Consider the following 17,808-nt stretch of genomic DNA (forward strand, 5'->3'; position numbering starts at 1 on the left):
CGGCCGGCCGGCGCCCCTCCGCCTCGCGACGCCCCGCGCCCGGCGCCGCCGGCCGCCCCGCCGGGACGTCCGGGAGGACCCCGACCCCTCGGTAACGATCGGGCTCCGTGCCGACTCCGGACCACCGGAACTCTTGACGCGTCGTTCATTGGGGAGAAACATTGCCGTTCACCGGTCGGCATTGCCGAACACTTAACGGCAATACGCGTTAGAGTGTGACAGTGCCGAGGGCCGGTCAAGCCCTCACAGGTGGCGTCCGCCGTACACGACGGATACCCACCTGGGGCGCGATCCACCGGAGGTACCCGGTGTTTCGCCTTCCCCCTGGACGAAGGACAAAGGAGTCGCGGGTGTCCAGCTCCGACATCTTCATCGGCGAGACCATAGGTACCGCCATACTCATCCTGCTCGGCGGCGGTGTCTGTGCCGCCGTCACGCTCAAGCGCTCCAAGGCGCAGAACGCCGGCTGGCTGGCCATCACCTTCGGGTGGGGCTTCGCCGTGCTGACCGGCGCCTACATCGCCTCCGGCGTGTCCGGCGCCCACCTGAATCCGGCGGTCACGATCGCCCTCGCGATCCAGGGCGGCACCGCGTGGAGCGACGTACCCCTGTACCTCGCCTCCGAGCTGCTGGGCGCGATGATCGGCGCCGTGCTGGTGTGGGCCGTCTACTACGGCCAGTTCCGGGCCCACCTCACCGACCCCGAGATCCTCCGGGACCAGCCCGTCGAGGAGGGCATGGTCGACCAGACGTCCGCGCCCGCGGCGGGCCCGGTGCTGGGCGTCTTCTCCACGGGTCCGGAGATCCGGAACGCGGTGCAGAACGTCGTGACGGAGGTCATCGCGACCTTCGTCCTGATCCTGGCGATCCTCACCCAGGGACTCAACAACGAGGGCAACGGCCTCGGGGCCCTCGGTGCGCTGATCACCTCGCTGGTGGTCGTCGGCATCGGCCTCTCGCTCGGCGGCCCGACCGGCTACGCGATCAACCCGGTGCGCGACCTCGGTCCGCGCATCGTGCACGCGCTGCTGCCGCTGCCGAACAAGGGCGGTTCGGACTGGGGGTACGCCTGGGTACCGGTGGTAGGACCGCTCATCGGTGCTGCCCTGGCCGGCGGGCTCTACAACCTCGCCTTCGCCTGAGCCACCTCCTCACCACCCCACAGACCTCCGGGAGCACACCGTGACCGACGCACACACCACCGGCCCGTTCATCGCGGCCATCGACCAGGGCACCACGTCCAGCCGCTGCATCGTCTTCGACAAGGACGGCCGGATCGTCTCCGTCGACCAGAAGGAGCACGAGCAGATCTTCCCCAAGCCCGGCTGGGTCGAGCACGACGCGACCGAGATCTGGGAGAACGTCCAGGAGGTCGTCGCCGGGGCGATCGTCAAGGCCGGCATCACCTCGGCCGACGTCAAGGCCATCGGCATCACCAACCAGCGCGAGACCACCCTGCTCTGGGACAGGCACACCGGTGAGCCCGTCCACAACGCCCTCGTCTGGCAGGACACCCGCACCGACGCGCTCTGCAAGCACCTCGGCCGCAACGTCGGCCAGGACCGCTTCCGCCGCGAGACGGGTCTGCCGCTGGCGTCCTACTTCGCCGGCCCCAAGGTCCGCTGGCTGCTCGACAACGTCGAGGGGCTCCGCGAGCGCGCCGAGCGGGGCGACATCCTCTTCGGCACCATGGACTCCTGGGTCATCTGGAACCTGACCGGCGGCACCGACGGCGGGGTGCACGTCACCGACGTGACCAACGCCTCCCGCACCCTCCTGATGAACCTGCACACCATGCAGTGGGACGACCGGATCGTGCAGTCGATGGAGATCCCGCCCGCCGTGCTGCCGGAGATCCGCTCGTCCGCCGAGGTGTACGGCACCACCAAGGGCGGCGTCCTGGACGGCGTGCCGGTGGCCTCCGCGCTCGGCGACCAGCAGGCCGCGCTGTTCGGCCAGACGTGTTTCGCCCAGGGCGAGGCCAAGTCCACGTACGGCACCGGCACCTTCATGCTGATGAACACCGGCCACACCCCCGTCAACTCGTACAACGGGCTGCTGACGACGGTCGGATACCGGATCGGCGACGAGAAGCCGGTGTACGCCCTGGAGGGCTCCATCGCCGTCACCGGTTCGCTGGTGCAGTGGATGCGCGACCAGATGGGCCTGATCAAGTCGGCGGCCGAGATCGAGACGCTCGCCTCCTCCGTGGACGACAACGGCGGCGCGTACTTCGTACCCGCCTTCTCCGGCCTGTTCGCCCCCTACTGGCGCCCCGACGCCCGGGGTGTCATCGCCGGTCTCACCCGGTACGTCACCAAGGCCCACATCGCCCGTGCCGTGCTCGAGGCCACCGCCTGGCAGACCCGCGAGATCAGCGACGCCATGACGAAGGACTCCGGCGTCGAGCTGACCGCGCTGAAGGTCGACGGCGGCATGACCTCCAACAACCTGCTGATGCAGACGCTCTCCGACTTCCTGGACGCGCCCGTGGTGCGCCCGATGGTCGCCGAGACCACCTGCCTCGGCGCCGCCTACGCCGCCGGCCTCGCCGTCGGCTTCTGGCCGGACACCGACGCACTGCGCGCCAACTGGCGCCGGGCCGCCGAGTGGACACCCCGTATGGACGCGGCCACCCGCGACCGCGAGTACAAGAGCTGGCTCAAGGCCGTCGAACGGTCCATGGGCTGGCTCGACGACGACACTGTCGAGGAGTAATCGATATGACCACCCTGCAGAGCGTCCCCGCCCTCGGGACGCATCCGGCCTCCGGCTCCCTCCCGAGCCGCGCCGAGACCCGGGAGCAGCTGTCCAAGGCGACGTACGACCTCCTGGTGATCGGCGGCGGCATCCTGGGCATCTCCACCGCCTGGCACGCCGCGCAGTCCGGACTGCGGGTGGCCCTCGTGGACGCCAGCGACTTCGCCGGCGCCACCTCCTCCGCCTCCTCCAAGCTGCTCCACGGCGGTCTGCGCTACCTGCAGACCGGCGCGGTGAAGCTGGTCGCGGAGAACCACTTCGAGCGGCGCGCGGTGTCCCGTCAGGTCGCCCCGCACCTGGCCAACCCGCTCACCTTCTACCTCCCCGTCTACAAGGGCGGCCCGCACGGCGCGGCCAAGCTCGGGGCCGGTGTCTTCGCCTACTCCGCGCTGTCCGCGTTCGGTGACGGCGTCGGCCACGTCATCAGCCCCGCCCGTGCGCAGCGCGACGTGCCGGAGCTGCGTACGGACAACCTGAAGGCCGTCGCGGTCTACGGCGACGACCAGATGAACGATGCCCGGATGGCCCTGATGACGGTCCGCGCGGCCGTGGACGCGGGCGCCGTGGTCCTCAACCACGCGGCGGTCACCGGGCTGCGGTTCACCAGGGGCCGGGTCACCGGGGCCGAACTGAAGGACCGCCAGGACGGTACGGAGTTCGGCGTCGACGCCCGTCTCGTGCTCAACGCCACGGGCCCGTGGGTCGACCACCTGCGGAAGATGGAGGACCCGAACGCGGCTCCCTCCATACGCCTGTCCAAGGGCGCGCACCTGGTCCTCAAGCGGACCCGGCCGTGGAAGGCCGCACTGGCCACCCCGATCGACAAGTACCGGATCACGTTCGCCCTCCCGTGGGAGGACATGCTGCTGCTCGGTACGACCGACGAGGAGTACGAGGGCGACCCGGCCGACGTCTCGGTGACCGAGAAGGACACCGCGCAGATCCTGGACGAGGCCGCGTTCTCGGTCCGCGACCAGCAGCTCTCCCGCGACCTGATCACCTACTCCTTCGCCGGGCTGCGGGTGCTCCCGGGCGGTCCCGGCGACACGTCCAAGGCCAAGCGCGAGACGGTCGTCACGGAGGGACGCGGCGGCATGCTGTCCGTGGCGGGCGGCAAGTGGACGACGTTCCGCCACATCGGCCGCACCGTGATGAACAAGCTGGCCGCCCTGCCGGGGCACCCCCTGGCGGAGGACATGGAGCCGATGGCGCGGCTGCCGAGGAAGCTGCCGCTTCCGGGCATAGCCAACCCGAACGCCGTCGCGCACCGGCTGCTGGTCGACGGCGGCGCACCGGGGCCGCGGATGGGGGCCGACACGGCCCGCCACCTCGCCACCCACTACGGTTCGCTCTCCTTCGACATCGCGCGCCTCGCCAACGAGGACCCGGCGCTGGCCGAGCGGATCCACCCGGACGCCCCGGAGATCTGGGCCCAGGTGGCGTACGCCCGCGACCGCGAGTGGGCCGAGACGGCGGACGACGTGCTGCGCCGCCGCACGACGCTGACGGTCCGGGGCCTGGCCACCGACGACATCCGGTCCCGGGTCGAGGCCCTGCTGGCCGAGCGGCGCTGACGACACCCCGTACGCGCGGAAGGGGACGGCTCCACCGGGGCCGTCCCCTTCCGCGCGCCCTGTCCGCCGGCCCGCTCCCGGTCTCCCGGTCCGGTCCGTCCCCGGCCTGCCGGGGCGCCCGCTCCAGGCACCGGCACGCGCTCCCCGACCCCGCATAATGAGCCATAGATCCGATGTCTTATGTGCGAGGAGACCCTCCATGGCCGTCACCGACGAAGCGATCGAGAAGATCAAAGGGATGATCGTCTCGGGCGCCCTGGCCCCGGGCGACCGGCTGCCGAAGGAGAGCGAACTCGCCGCCGAGCTGGGTCTTTCCCGTAACTCGCTGCGCGAGGCGGTACGCGCCCTGTCGCTGATACGGATCCTCGACGTCCGCCAGGGCGACGGCACCTACGTCACCAGCCTCGACCCGCAGCTCCTGCTGGAGGCGCTCAGCTTCGTGGTGGACTTTCACCGCGACGACACCGTGCTGGAGTTCCTCGCGGTACGCCGGATCCTGGAGCCCGCGGCCACGGCGATGGCGGCGCTGCGCATCGAGGAGTCGCAGCTGGACGTGCTGAGGGCGCAGCTGGACGCCCTGGGTGCCGATCCCTCGGTGGAGCAACTGGTCGCCGCCGACCTGGAGTTCCATCGCGGGATCGTCCGGTCCTCCGGCAACTCGGTCCTGTGCTCGCTGCTGGACGGTCTGTCGGGGCCGACCACGCGGGCCAGGGTCTGGCGGGGGCTGACCCAGCAGGACGCGGTCAGCCGCACCCTGTACGAGCACCGGGCGATCCTCGCCGCCCTGCGGGACCGCGATCCGGAGGCCGCCCGCTCCTGGGCCACCGTGCACGTGGCCAGCGTGGAGCAGTGGCTGCGCTCCTCGCTGTGAACCCGGGGCGCCGTGCCGGGCCCCGGGCGCGCCCCGGCCCCTGCCCCGCGGCTCGTGTCCGCCGGTCAGCCGGTGGCGGGGCGCAGGCGCAGGCCCTGCATGCCTCCGTCGACGGCGAGCGCGGTGCCGGTCATCGAGGCGGCTGCCGGGCTCGCCAGGTGGACGACCGCGGCGGCGACCTCGTCCGCCGAGACGAGCCGTCCCAGCGGCTGGCGGGCGTCGAGCGCCGCCGAGCAGCCGGCCGGGCGAGGTCGTGCAGGCGGGGTAGCCCTCGGCGAGCAGCCGCTCGGTGCGTGCGGCCCGGCCGGGCTCGGCGGCGCGCAGCAGGGCGAGCGCCTCCTCGGGGGTGAGCGCGTCGGTGAGGTGGCGGAAGTCGACGAGGGAGACGAGCTCCTCGGGGGTCATCGAGGCGAGGAACCGCCAGACCGGCTGTCCGGCCTGTTTCGCCGCGAGGTCCCAGGCCGCGTTGACGAGCGCGCCGGCCGCCATGTGCGTCACCCCCTCTCGGGGCGCAGCCGGCGCAGTGGGGAGTCGTGGGTCAGCTCGCGGTACAGGGCCGCCAGGCCGGCGGCGGTGACCGGTGCGGGGCGCCCCACCAGGGCGGTACCGAGCGACTCGATCGCGACGGCCATGACATCGTTGCCACGGCCGATGGTGAAGCAGAAGCCGTGCCCTTCCCCCGGGTCGCTCTCCTCCGGCCCGCGCGCTTCTCCGTCCCGCCTCCCCCCGCCGCCGTCCGTACGCAGGACGAGGTAGGCGGCCGGGTAGTCGGGATCCGGGTTCAGGGCGTCGGAACCGTCCAGCTGTTCCGAGGTGGGGAAGCGGATGTCGTGGACCTCGACGTGCGTGACGGTACGGCCCATGCGCGCCCCCTGGGTATGAACATCGGATCTCTCACGGTCATCCGATGTATCGCGCTCCGCGCGCCCCGGAGTCCAGGGCGCGCGCAGGTCGCCCCGGCGCGCGACCGGCACAGATCGGACGAATCAAGCCCGGCACGGTTCACGGATCCATGCAAACGGGCTACGGCCGCAGCGGGGGTAAGCCGTAAGGTTGGTCCGTACACAAGGGAACCAAGGGAACTTCGGAAGGAGGCCTGGGTGATCGAGCTCGAGGGAGTACCCGAGCTGATCGACCCGGTCATGGTGGCCGCGTTCGAAGGCTGGAACGACGCCGGTGACGCCGCCTCCACAGCGGTCGGCCATCTGGACCGGGAGTGGAAGGGCGAGGTCTTCGCGGCCCTCGACGCCGAGGACTACTACGACTTCCAGGTCAACCGGCCGACGGTGTGGCTGGACGGCGGGACGCGCAAGATCGTGTGGCCCACCACACGGCTCTCCGTGGTCCGTGTCGGCGGCGAGAAACCCCGCGACCTGGTGCTGGTCCGCGGTATCGAACCCTCCATGCGCTGGCGGTCGTTCTGCAACGAGATCCTCGCCTTCGCTCACGAACTGGGCGTCGAGATGGTCGTCGTCCTGGGAGCGCTGCTCGGCGACACACCGCACACCCGGCCGGTGCCGGTCAGCGGCGTCACCTCGGACCCGGACCTGGCCAGGACCATGGATCTGGAGGAGACGAGGTACGAGGGCCCGACGGGCATCGTCGGCATCCTCCAGGAGGCCTGCACCCACGCGGGCGTGCCCGCGGTGAGCCTGTGGGCGGCGGTACCGCACTACGTGTCGCAGCCGCCGAACCCGAAGGCGACGCTGGCCCTCCTGAACCGTCTGGAGGATCTGCTCGGGCTGCGTATCCCGCTGGGCGAGCTGCCCGAGGACGCGCGCGCGTGGCAGCTCGGGGTCGATCAGCTGGCGGCCGAGGACAGCGAGGTCGCCGAGTACGTCCAGACGCTGGAGGAGGCGCGGGACACCGCGGAACTGCCCGAGGCGTCCGGGGATGCCATCGCCCGGGAGTTCGAGCGGTACCTGAGGCGCCGGGACGTCGGCGGTCCCGGCCAGGGCCCCGGCGGGCACGCCACGGAGAGCGGTGACACCTCCTATCTGCGGGACCCGTCGAGCGGCCGCACCAGGCCGCCCGGACCGCAGCGGCCCGGGAAGGGCCGGCCGAAGGACGTGGACCCGCCCAGTGACCCGCCCGCCGGGCCGGGCGAGGACCCGGGCTCCACGGACGGCTGACCGCCCTTTCGCCCTCGCACGCCCCTGCCCCCGGACTGCGGCGAGAAGTCCGGGGGCAGGGGCGTGCGGGCAGGGAAGCGGAGCGGTTACAGGGCGACGCCCAGGAGTGCGTCCACGGTGCGCGAGACGAGGCCGGGGGCGCCCTCGTCCGTACCGCCGTCCGAGGTCTGGGCAGCGGCCCAGCGGTCCACCGCGGCGAGCGCGGCGGGTGTGTCGAGGTCGTCGGACAGCGCCTCCCGCACCTCCTCGACCAGCGCGTCGGCGGGGAGCCCGTCGGGCCGGGAGACGGCGGCACGCCACCGTGCGAGCCGCTCGACGGCGTCGGCGAGCACCTGGTCGGTCCACTCCCAGTCGGACCGGTAGTGGTGGGCGAGCAGGGAGAGCCTGATCGCCGCGGGGTCCACGCCGTCCCGGCGGAGCGCCGAGACGAAGACGAGGTTGCCCTTGGACTTGGACATCTTCTCGCCGTCCAGGGCGACCATGCCGGCGTGGACGTAGGCACGGGCGAACGGGTGCTCGCCGGTCAGCGCCTGGGCGTGCGAGGCGCCCATCTCGTGGTGGGGGAAGACGAGGTCGGAGCCGCCTCCCTGGACGTCGAAGCCCATGCCCAGGTGGTCCAGGGCGATGGCGACGCACTCGATGTGCCAGCCGGGCCGGCCGCGGCCGAGCGTGGCCCCGTCCCAGCTCGGTTCGCCCTCGCGGGCCGCCATCCAGAGCATCGGGTCGAGCGGGTTCTTCTTCCCGGGGCGCTCCGGGTCACCGCCGCGTTCGGCGGACAGGATCCGCATCGCCTCGGCGTCGAGGTGGGACACCTCGCCGAAGTGCGGGTCGGACTCGACGGAGAAGTACACGTCGCCCTCGAGCTCGTAGGCCGCGCCCGCGTCCCGGAGCCGTTCGACGAGCGGGACGATGCCGGGTATGGCCTCCACCGCCCCGACGTAGTGCTGCGGGGGAAGCATGCGCAGGGCGGTCATGTCCTCCCGGAAGAGCGCCGTCTCGCGTTCCGCGAGCTCGGTCCAGTCCTGACCGTCGCGCACGGCCCGCTCCAGCAGCGGATCGTCCACGTCGGTCACGTTCTGGACGTAGTGGACCTGCCGCTTGGTGTCGAGCCACACGCGCTGGACGAGGTCGAACGCGTTGTAGGTCGCCGCATGACCCATGTGGGTCGCGTCGTACGGCGTGATGCCGCAGACGTAGATGCGGGCGACGGGACCGGGGTCAAGGGTGATCCGTCCGCCGGTCGCGGTGTCGTGGATCCGAAGGTCGCGGCCCTTGCCAGGCAGGGCGGGGACCTCAGAAGCGGGCCAGGCATGCATGTCATGAGCGTAACCGGACGTTGCTTCCGGATACGAACCGGATGGCGGATCGTGGCGGAAGAGGCGGTCTTGCGCGTCGCCACGCCGTCGTCTACGGCAGCACGCGGGCGGCGCTCACACCGGCGGCCAGGGGATGGCGGGCCACTCCCCGCTCGGCTGCGGGTGCCGGCCGCTCGCGCGCAGTTCCTCCACCCGTCCCCGGAGCGCCTCCAGCTCCCTCTGCGTGATCAGTTCGGCCAAGCGGGTGGCGAGCGCCCGGCCCGGCTCCAGGTCGGCGGAGAGGCGTTCGAGCACCGTGACGGCTTCGGCCGGCAGGGGCTCCCCCGCCCAGCCCCACAGGAGCGTCCTCAGTTTGCCGTCCGCGTTGAAGGTGACCCCGTGGTTGATGCCGTACAGCCGGCCGCCGGGGGCGGGCAGCAGATGCCCGCCCTTGCGGTCGGCGTTGTTGATCACCGCGTCCAGGACCGCGAGCCGCCGCAGCCGCGGATCGTCCGCGTGCACCAGCAGCGCCGTCCTTCCCGCACCGACCTCGGCGAAGCCCACGGCCTTCCATCCCTCACCGGGCTCCTCGCCCTCGACGAGCGCGAGCAGCGGCGGCAGCCCGTGGACCGCGTCGGGCGCGGAGGCGTCCGCGGCCTGCTCCGCCTCGATCCAGAGCTGGCACATCCCCTCGCCGTACGGCCCGTCCCGCAGCACCGTCGGCGGCACGAGGCCCCACCCGGTGGCCTCGGAGATCTCGTACGCCGCGACCTCACGCCGGGCGAGCGTGCCGTCGGGGAAGTCCCACAGCGGCTGCTCCCCCGCGACCGGCTTGTAGACGCAGGTGCGCTCCTCGCCCTCGTACGCGACGGTGCAGTGGAGGACCGCGTTCGACGCGCCCCGGACCTGCCCGAGGACGGTGAGCTCCCCCTCGGCGAGCAGGGTGCGCAGTCCGGCCTCCGTCAGGCCCCGCGACGGTATCCGTTCTGGCGCGGGCATACGTGTCCTTCCGGGTCGAGGGGCAGGCTGCACAGCGGGCACGGCGGCCGGCCGGCGTTGACGACGTCCAGGGCGCGCTTGGCGAACGCCCGGGCCTGGGCGCCGCTCAGCCGGACGCGCAGCATCGGCGGTCCGTTCTCCTCGTCCTGCAGGAGCCTTTCCTCGGCCTCCGCCAGATCGTCGTCGGAGTCCGCGTCCAGTTCGACGAGCGCCTGCGCCTCGACGATCATGCGCTGCTCCTCGCCGTCCCAGGCGAGAGCCATCGTGCCGACCCTGAACTCCTCCTCGACGGGGGCGTCGAGCGGAGCGGTGTCGGTGACGTCCATGGGTGCCACCGCGGGCACCGGTGAGTTGCCGCCGGTCCGCCGGACGACCTCGTCGAGGAGTTCGTCGATCCGTTCGGCCAACGCGGCGACCTGTGTCTTCTCCAGGGCCACGCTCGTGACCCGTCCCCTCGAGGACGCCTGCAGGAAAAACGTACGGCGGCCAGGCAGCCCGACCGTGCCGGCCACGAAACGGTCCGGGGGGTCGTAGAGGAACACCTGACGGGACACGTCCTGTCTCCCTTGCGAATGTGGAGGCCAATGGGGGTGGCCGGGGCCCAGGGGGATTCCCCCCGCCGGGCCGTTACGGCGCGTCCACCCTACTGCGCTGAGCGATCACGGCGCTCCCGCGCCGCCCCCGACGGCCGCATCGGTCGCCGTGCCATCCGCCGCGTCGGCCTCGGGAGCCTGTTCGCGCGGGGCCAGGGACGCGAGGTCGCCGGTGTCCCCGAGCCTGAGGAGGAACGGCCGGAGCCGGGTGTAGCGGATCGCGGTGACCGAGCACGGGTCGGCGTGGACGCGCTGGAAGAGGTCGAGGTGCATGCCGAGCGCGTCGGCCACCAGCGACTTGATGATGTCGCCGTGCGAGCACATCACGTAGACGGCGTCCTCGCCGTGCTCGGCCCCGATCCGGGCGTTCCAGTCGCGTACGGCGTCGACCGCCCGGGCCTGCATGGCCCGCATGGACTCACCGCCGGGGAACGCCGCCGCGGAGGGATGCTGCTGCACGACCGACATCAGGGGGTCGTCGGACAGCTCGGCCAGTTTGCGCCCCGACCACTCCCCGTAGTCGCATTCGCTGATGCGGTCCTCGGTGTGCAGCGGCAGGCCGGGGCGGGCGTCCAGCAGCGGCTGGAGGGTCTCCCTGCAGCGCTGCAGGGGGCTGCTGACGGCGGCGGCCAGCGGAAGGGCGGCCAGCCGCCCGGGGAGCGCGGCGGCCTGGGCGGCGCCGCGTTCGTCGAGGGCGACGCCGGGGGTCCGCCCCGCGAGCACTCCGGCGGTGTTGGCCGTCGAGCGGCCATGGCGTACGAGGATGAGCGTGGGCATACGGGCCAGCGTAAGACCGGTCGGGCCCCTGAGCCTCCCCCGCCCGCGGGAGCGCGCGGAGGTGCCGTGGTGCGCGGGGGCCTTCCGGCCCGTAGGGCGCTCGGTGGCAGGCGCGTGCCGTTCCCGTGGCGCCGGACCGGATTACCGGGCGGCCCGGCGGGCACGGGAGAAGTGCACCGGCACCGACGGCAGGAAAGAATGCGCGCGTGATCGTGGACTGTGGCATCTACCGGGACGGGCGCCGGACCGAAGGCCCCGCCGACTTCTCCGACGCCCTCGACGAGGCCCGGGCCACCGGGGACGCCTTCGTCTGGATAGGGCTGCACGAGCCCACGGAGAAGGAGTTCGACCTCGTCAGCAGCGAGTTCGGGCTGCATCCGCTGGCGGTGGAGGATGCGCTGCGCGCGCACCAGCGGCCCAAGCTGGAGATCTACGACGACTCCCTGTTCGTGGTCGTCAAGCCGGTGGTCTACGCGCACGAGAGCGACGCGGTCAGTACGGGCGAGCTCATGCTCTTCATGGGCGATTCCTTCGTGGTGACGGTCCGGCACGGCGAGGGCGCGCCCCTGGCGGCCGTGCGGCGCCGGCTCGAGGCCGAGCCGGAGGTGCTCAGGCACGGCCCGACGGCGGTGCTGTACGCGGTCAGCGACGCGGTGGTGGACCACTACATAGACGTCGCCGCCGAGCTCCAGGTCGACCTGGAGGAGCTGGAGACTCTGGTCTTCGCCCCGAGCGGCTCCGGCGACTCCAAGAACACCGCCGAGCGCATCTACACCTTCAAGCGCCAGGTGCTGGAGTTCCGCCGGGCGACCGGTCCGCTGGGCGCTCCCATGGCGCGGCTCGCGGGGGCGGGCGTGCCGTTCGTCGACCAGGGCTCGCAGCCGTTCTTCCGGGACGTGAACGACCACCTCACCCGTGCCAACGAGCAGGTGGAGGGGCTCGACCGGCTGCTCTCGGACATCCTGTCGGCCCATCTGGCCCAGATGGGTGTGCGGCAGAACGACGACATGCGGAAGATCTCGGCGTGGGCCGCCATGGCCGCGGTACCGACGATGGTGGCCGGGATCTACGGCATGAACTTCGACCACATGCCCGAGCTGCACTGGGTGTGGACGTATCCCGTGGTGATCGTGTCGATGGTCTGCGCGGTCGTCGGACTGCACCGCCTGTTCAAGCGCCGCGGCTGGCTGTAGGGCGGCCTGCCGCCCTCCCCCGGGGCTCAGGCGTACTCGGTCTCCGGTGCCGCGGGGCTGCCGAGCGCGTCGCGCAGGACGGGCTGCCGGAGGGTCACCATGCGCCGCCAGCCCACCAGCCGCTCGTAGGCGTACATCGCGTGGATGCCTGCCGCCAGCGCGGCGGCCTTGGGGCGGGACCAGTGCAGCACCGCGCCCATGTGGCTCATCACGGCGAGGCCGACGTCGCGGTAGACCCGGATCTCGGCGCGGGCGCACTCGCGCAGGACGGACCGGATCGTCCGGCCGTGCCCGGAGCGGGCGAGGCGGAGCAGTTCCTCGTGGCAGTAGGCGAGGTGGTTGTCCTCGTCCCTGGAGATCATCTTCACCGCGCGTCCGAGAGCCGGGTGGTCGGCGAAGTGCCTGAGCAGGAGCCGCATCTGCTCGGAGGCCCGCTGTTCGGTCACCCTGCTGTGGGCCAGGTAGACGATGACGTCCCGTTCGGTGAGGGGTTCCTCGCGGCCGAGGCGCTCGTGGGCGAGACCGATGCCGTGCCGCTCGAGGATCAGCGTGTAGTCCGTCTCGTAGGGCACCGCCACCGGGGTGAGCCCGCGCTGCTTGAGCAGGGCGTTGAAGATCCGGCCGTGCTTGTCCTCGTCGGCTCCGTGGCGGGCCACCTTGGGGGCCAGATCACGCAGTCCGGCGGGGACGAGCGCGGCGATGCGGGCGTTCTCCCAGCCGCCCTGTGCCTCGCCGCCCGCGGCGATCGAGCAGAACAGCCGGAACGACTCGTCGTTGTCGACGATCTCCTGGAACAGACTCTTTGCCGACAGCATCACTGCCACCTTTCGCACCGGTGTCCGCAGGGCCACAGTCAAATCCGGTACGGACGGGTCGGCAACACGGGAGGGCCCGGTGGGACCGAACGGGCGCGGCACCGCCCGCCGCCGCGCCCCGGGAGGAGTACCGGGCGTAACCGCACGGCACCCGGCCCGTTGTCCACGGTGACGGCCGTGGCGGGGAGGCCCCCCGAGCCCCCACCACGGCCGTGGCGCCGCGCCGGGCAGGTGGCCGGTGCCCCGGCGCCGTCGAGGTCTGCCGGGCTCTCCCGGCGGCCCCTGCCTCAGGCGGCGAGGCCGGAGCGCTCCAGGGCGTCGGTACCGGCGCGCAGGGCCGCGAGCCGCTCGTCCAGCGTGAAGCCCGCCGGGGCGAGGGTGAGGGTGGTGACGCCCGCCGCCGCGTAGGCCTGCATGCGGTCGGCGATCCGCTCCACCGGGCCGAGCAGCGTGGTCCGGTCGATGAGCTCGTGCGGTACGGCGGCCGCGGCGCCGGCCTTGTCGCCGGAGAGGTACGCGTCCTGGATCTCCGTCGCCGCCTCCTCGTACCCCATGCGCCGGGCGAGCTGGTTGTAGAAGTTCTGCTTGCGGCTGCCCATGCCGCCGACGTACAGCGCGGTGTACGGGCGGAACATGTCGGCCAGGCCGTTGACGTCGTCGCCGACCGCGAGCGGCAGCGTGGGGCAGACGTCGAACCCCTCCATCGTCTTCCCGGCCTTCTCCCGCCCGGCGCGCAGGTGCTTGACCGCCGTCTCCTCCAGGTGGTCGGCGGACGGGAAGATCAGAAGGGCCCCGTCGGCGATCTCGCCGGTCTGCTCCAGGTTCTTCGGGCCGATGGCGGCGATGTAGAGCGGGATGTGCTCACGCTGCGGGTGGACGGTCAGCTTGAGGGGCTTGCCCGGGCCGTCGGGCAGCGGCAGCGTCCAGTGCTCGCCCTCGTAGGACAGGCGCTCCCGGGACATCGCCCGGCGCACGATCTCGACGTACTCGCGGGTGCGGGCGAGCGGCTTGTCGAACTTGACGCCGTACCAGCCCTCGGAGACCTGGGGGCCCGAGACGCCGAGGCCGAGGCGGAAGCGGCCTCCCGAGAGCGAGTCGAGCGTGGCGGCCGTCATCGCCGTCATGGCGGGCTGCCGGGCCGGGATCTGCATGATCGCGGAGCCCACGTCGATGGACTCGGTACGGGCCGCGACCCAGGCCAGCACCGTCGGTACGTCGGAGCCGTACGCCTCGGCCGCCCAGCAGACGTCGTAGCCGAGCCGGTCGGCCTCCTGGGCGACGGCGAGGTTGTCGCCGTCCATACCCGCTCCCCAGTAACCGAGATTGATGCCGAGCCGCATAGCCACGCTCCCTCTACTGATCAGTAACGTCCTGAGTGCGGACTCTAGCGCGGGGTGCCACGATCCGGCAGGCCCGGTCTCCCGCCGCCGCCCTGTCCACAGGCCGCCACCCCGTGGGCCCCCGGCCAGTAACCTCAGCCCCCATGGAGCAGAGGTATCTGGGCCGTACCGGCCTTCGTGTGTCCCGGATCGGGCTCGGCACCCTCACCTGGGGCCGGGACACCGACGAGCACGACGCTGCCGAACAGCTGAAAGCCTTCTGGGACGCCGGCGGGACCCTCGTGGACACCGCGGACGTCTACGGTGGCGGTGAGGCCGAATACCTGCTGGGGCGGCTCCTGGACGGTCTCGTCCCGCGGCAGGACCTGGTCATCGCGACGAAGGCGGGCAGCGTGCCCGATCCGTACCGCCGCTACGACGGGTCCCGCGGCCATCTGCTCGCCGCGCTCGACGCCTCCCTGGAGCGGCTCGGGACGGATTACGTCGACCTCTGGCAGATCCACGCCTTCGACCCGGTGACGCCGCTGGACGAGACCCTTCAGGCGGTGGACCTCGCCGTCTCGTCGGGGCGCGTCCGGTACGCGGGCGTGTCGAACTTCAGCGGCTGGCAACTGGCCAAGGCGGCGACCTGGCAGCTCGCCTCGCCGGGGGTGCGCACCCGGCTGGCGAGTACGCAGATGGAGTACTCGCTGCTGCAGCGGGGCGTGGAACGCGAGGTGCTGCCGGCCGCGCTGGACCTGGGGGTGGGGCTGCTGCCCTCGTCCCCGCTGGGCCGCGGGGTGCTGACCGGGAAGTACCGCACGGGGACACCGTCCGACTCGCGCGGCGCCTCGGAGGTGCTGGCCCCGTTCGTCGAGCCGTACCTCGACGACCCGGCCGGCCGGATCGTGGAGGCGGTGGCCACGGCCGCGGACGGTCTGGCCACCACGGCGCTCCTCGTCGCGCTCGCCTGGGTGCGGGACCGCCCCGGGGTGGTGGCCCCGGTCGTCGGCGCGCGGAACGCGCGCCAGCTGAGCGAGGCGTTGTCGGTGGAGGCGCTTAGTCTTCCTGACGAGATCTGCCAGGCGCTCGACGACGTGTCGGCGCCCGTGCACCGCTATCCCGACCAGGACTGGAGCACGCTGTGACTGCGCTTCCCCGGGGGGAGTCCCCGGACCCCGCGGCCGAGAACGACGAGGACCGCGAGGACCGCGAAGTCCGCGAGGACGGCGGCCCCGACGCCGCCCCGCCCGGCGAGGGCGGGGCGGAGCAGTCGTCCGGGACCGGCGAGGCACCCGGGGCGGAGGGGGACGACGCGGCCGCGGCTCCCGCGCTCTCGGAGGCGGAGGCGGAGCTGGCCGCCCAGCGCGAGCTCCGCGAGCGGATCGAGAAGCGCAAGGCCGAGAAGGAGGGCCCCATCGCGGCCGGTGCGAAGCTGAGCGGTCCGGCCGCCGATCTGCTCGCGGCCGTGCGCGCGGTGGAGAGCGGCGAGAAGCCGGGCACCGCCTTCTTCGACTCCCCCGCCTCCGCGCCCGCACCCCGCCGCGCCGCCCCCGCGCCCGCCCGGCCCTCCCCGCCCCCGCCCGTCTCCCCTCCGCCCGGGCAGCCCGGCGCGCGGAACGCCTCCCCCGAGGCGGTGACGTCGACGGCGGCGGTGCTCGCCGAGGGCCGGGCTCCCGAGACCCTGGCCCGCCCGGCGGCCGCGACACTCGGTGAACAGGCCGCCGGGATGTTGCGCGAGGACCCCTGGCAGCTGCTGTCCGTGCCCGGCGTCCGCCCGGAGCAGGCCGACGGGTTCGCGCGGGCCCTGCTGGGCGCGGAGTGCGGCCCGGACGACGAGCGCCGCACGGCGGCGCTGGTGGGCTGGCTGCTGGAGCGGGCCGCACTGCGCGGCCACACGGCGCTGGACGTGCCGGAGGTGCGCGCCGCGCTCGCCGACCTGTCGGTGACCGACCCCGGCGCGGCCGTGCGGCACGCCGTCGCCGAGGGGGTGGCCCTCGTCTTCCAGGACGGCGTCGATGCCGTGGGGACCGGAGAGCTCACCGGACCGGACGGGTCGGCCGGGCAGCCCGGGAGCGCCGAGGACGGTGCCCCGGACGGGTCCGGGGGCGAGGCGGAGCCGGTACGGGTCCTGCTGGGGCTCGACCGGTACGCCCTGGCCGAGGAGAGCCTCGCCGACGGCCTGGCCCGGCTGGTCACCACCTGCGGGAAGGACGCCGACTGGACGGAGGCGGCGGCCGCCGCGCCGTCACCCTCGGCGGGTGAGCTGATCCGCACGGTCGCGGGGGCCGGACTGGTCGTCCACAGCGGCGGCGAGAGCGCCCGGGCCGAGCCCGCCGCTCTGATCGCCGCGGCCGGCGCCCTGGGTCTGCGGGCCCTCGGGACCACCCACAGCGAGGACGGCCGGCGCAGGCTGGCCGCGGCCGCCGGTGATCCCTCGGCGGCCGTCGCCCTCTCCGACCTGCTCTCCGGCGCGGCCGGTCCGGGCCGGGACGCGGACGGGGCCTTCGCCCTCGACCTGCTGGTGGTCCTGGACGCCCCGCAGCTCGACGTGGAGGCGGCGGCCGTGCTGGTGGAGTCCCTCGCCGACGGGACACGGCTGGTGCTGAGCGGTGACCCGGGTGTGCTCGGGTCCGCGGGTGCGGGCCGGGTGTTCGGGGACGTGCTGGCGGCGCGCACCTGCCCCCAGGTGGTGTCGCGCACCCCGGATCCCGGACCGATCGGTGAGCTGGTGTCGGGCATCGGCATCGGTGAGCTGAACCAGGTCGAGGCGCCCGGCAAGGAGGTCGTGATCGTGCCCGTCCGCGACGCGGGTGAGGCGGTCCACCGCACGGTGCAGCTGGTCGCCGACTCGGTGCCGCGGGTCATCGGCGTATCCGCGTCGGACACCCAGGTGATCACGGTCGGTCACGGCGGCTCGGCGGGGACCGTGGCGCTCAACGCGGCGCTCAAGCAGCGGCTCAACCCCGGGCCGGGCCGGTTCGGCGGGTTCGACCCGGGTGACCGGGTGGTCCATGTGCCGGCGCCCGGCAGGGTGGTGCCCGGCTCGGTGGTCTCCGCCGACGCCGAGGGCCTGCACCTGGACTGCGCGGGCACGGCCGTCGTCGTGGCCCAGGCCCGCGTGGAGGCCTCGGTGCGGCACGGCTGGGCGCTCAGCGCCCATCAGGCGGCCGGGATGCGCTGGCCCGCCGTGGTCGTCGTCCTGCCGGGTGACGCGGCCCAGGGGCTGAGCCGGCCCTGGGTGTACACGGCGTTCAGCCGGGGCGAGCGCCACCTGTCCGTGGTGCACGGCGTGGACCAGGCGCTGCCGCACGCGGTGGCCGCGGTCCCGGCCCAGGAGCGGACGACACGGCTGCGCGCCCTGCTGGAGGCCCAGCCCGCCGCCGAGGCCTCCTAAAGGTTGTTGCAGAAGGGTGGGAGTGGGCAGGCCGGGATGGCGTTTGACCTGCTGGTTCAGCCTGTCATGGCGAGGTTGTGCAT

General features: G+C 73.0%; 14 protein-coding genes and 2 pseudogenes. 8 read left to right on the plus strand and 8 right to left on the minus strand.

Annotated elements, in window-relative coordinates:
• The first annotated feature begins 350 nt into the window (after positions 1-350).
• The 4 genes from BA175_RS22990 (at position 351) to BA175_RS23005 (ending at position 5,205) form a co-directional block, all read left to right on the plus strand.
• Complete coding sequence (locus tag BA175_RS22990; RefSeq protein WP_069173395.1) at positions 351-1,142, plus strand: MIP/aquaporin family protein; 792 nt, start codon at positions 351-353, stop codon at positions 1,140-1,142.
• 40 nt (positions 1,143-1,182) lie between these two features.
• The gene (gene glpK, locus BA175_RS22995) at positions 1,183-2,718 is read left to right on the plus strand and encodes a glycerol kinase GlpK (RefSeq protein ID WP_069173396.1); all 1,536 of its coding nucleotides are present in this window, start codon (positions 1,183-1,185) and stop codon (positions 2,716-2,718) included.
• A 5-nt stretch (positions 2,719-2,723) separates the two neighbouring features.
• Complete coding sequence (locus BA175_RS23000) at positions 2,724-4,334, plus strand: glycerol-3-phosphate dehydrogenase/oxidase (protein WP_069173397.1); 1,611 nt, start codon at positions 2,724-2,726, stop codon at positions 4,332-4,334.
• Between the two features lie 199 nt (positions 4,335-4,533).
• A complete protein-coding gene (locus tag BA175_RS23005; protein WP_069173398.1) occupies positions 4,534-5,205 on the plus strand; it encodes a FadR/GntR family transcriptional regulator in 672 nt (223 codons plus the stop codon).
• 65 nt (positions 5,206-5,270) lie between these two features.
• Here the strand turns inward: BA175_RS23005 and BA175_RS29935 are convergent.
• Both BA175_RS29935 and BA175_RS23010 read right to left on the minus strand, forming a co-directional pair.
• A pseudogene (locus tag BA175_RS29935) lies at positions 5,271-5,450 on the minus strand (SDR family oxidoreductase); the annotation flags it as partial.
• Positions 5,440-6,068 (minus strand): annotated as a pseudogene (locus BA175_RS23010) (fuconate dehydratase); the annotation flags it as partial. The pseudogenes BA175_RS29935 and BA175_RS23010, both read right to left, overlap by 11 nt.
• A gap of 237 nt (positions 6,069-6,305) precedes the next feature.
• Between BA175_RS23010 and BA175_RS23015 the strand changes: the two are divergent.
• Positions 6,306-7,337 carry a PAC2 family protein gene (locus BA175_RS23015; protein ID WP_069173399.1) on the plus strand — a complete coding sequence of 344 codons (1,032 nt, stop codon included), beginning with the start codon at positions 6,306-6,308 and terminating at the stop codon, positions 7,335-7,337.
• An 86-nt stretch (positions 7,338-7,423) separates the two neighbouring features.
• Here the strand turns inward: BA175_RS23015 and mshC are convergent, their stop codons facing one another.
• The 4 genes from mshC to BA175_RS23035 all read right to left on the minus strand — a co-directional run bounded on the left by mshC (position 7,424) and on the right by BA175_RS23035 (position 11,001).
• Entirely contained in the window at positions 7,424-8,653 is a 1,230-nt protein-coding gene (gene mshC / locus BA175_RS23020) for a cysteine--1-D-myo-inosityl 2-amino-2-deoxy-alpha-D-glucopyranoside ligase (RefSeq protein WP_069173400.1), read from the minus strand.
• 114 nt (positions 8,654-8,767) lie between these two features.
• A complete protein-coding gene (locus BA175_RS23025; protein WP_069173401.1) occupies positions 8,768-9,631 on the minus strand; it encodes an SCO1664 family protein in 864 nt (287 codons plus the stop codon).
• On the minus strand, positions 9,595-10,185 hold the full coding sequence (locus BA175_RS23030; protein ID WP_056786440.1) for a DUF3090 domain-containing protein: 591 nt from the start codon (positions 10,183-10,185) through the stop codon (positions 9,595-9,597). The genes BA175_RS23025 and BA175_RS23030 overlap by 37 nt, the downstream gene beginning before the upstream one ends.
• Before the next feature lie 105 nt (positions 10,186-10,290).
• Positions 10,291-11,001, minus strand: coding sequence for a histidine phosphatase family protein (locus tag BA175_RS23035; RefSeq protein WP_069173402.1), 711 nt, complete (start codon positions 10,999-11,001; stop codon positions 10,291-10,293).
• Positions 11,002-11,207: 206 nt separating this feature from the next.
• On the opposite strand from BA175_RS23035, the gene BA175_RS23040 reads away from it, so the two are divergent.
• Positions 11,208-12,194 carry a magnesium and cobalt transport protein CorA gene (locus tag BA175_RS23040; protein WP_069173403.1) on the plus strand — a complete coding sequence of 329 codons (987 nt, stop codon included), beginning with the start codon at positions 11,208-11,210 and terminating at the stop codon, positions 12,192-12,194.
• Positions 12,195-12,220: 26 nt separating this feature from the next.
• Here the strand turns inward: BA175_RS23040 and BA175_RS23045 are convergent, their stop codons facing one another.
• Positions 12,221-13,009, minus strand: a complete 789-nt coding sequence (locus tag BA175_RS23045) for a hypothetical protein (RefSeq protein WP_069173404.1) — start codon at positions 13,007-13,009, stop codon at positions 12,221-12,223.
• Between the two features lie 287 nt (positions 13,010-13,296).
• Positions 13,297-14,349 carry an LLM class F420-dependent oxidoreductase gene (locus BA175_RS23050; protein ID WP_069173405.1) on the minus strand — a complete coding sequence of 351 codons (1,053 nt, stop codon included), beginning with the start codon at positions 14,347-14,349 and terminating at the stop codon, positions 13,297-13,299.
• Positions 14,350-14,492: 143 nt separating this feature from the next.
• Here BA175_RS23050 and BA175_RS23055 point away from each other — a divergent pair, with 143 nt between their 5' ends.
• Positions 14,493-15,476 carry an aldo/keto reductase gene (locus tag BA175_RS23055; RefSeq protein ID WP_069173406.1) on the plus strand — a complete coding sequence of 328 codons (984 nt, stop codon included), beginning with the start codon at positions 14,493-14,495 and terminating at the stop codon, positions 15,474-15,476.
• A complete protein-coding gene (locus tag BA175_RS23060; protein WP_069173407.1) occupies positions 15,473-17,725 on the plus strand; it encodes a helix-hairpin-helix domain-containing protein in 2,253 nt (750 codons plus the stop codon). Before BA175_RS23055 ends, BA175_RS23060 begins: the two co-directional genes overlap by 4 nt.
• The last annotated feature ends 83 nt before the right edge of the window (positions 17,726-17,808 follow it).

The organism is Streptomyces griseus (assembly GCF_001715295.1).
Lineage (GTDB): Bacteria > Actinomycetota > Actinomycetes > Streptomycetales > Streptomycetaceae > Streptomyces > Streptomyces griseus_G.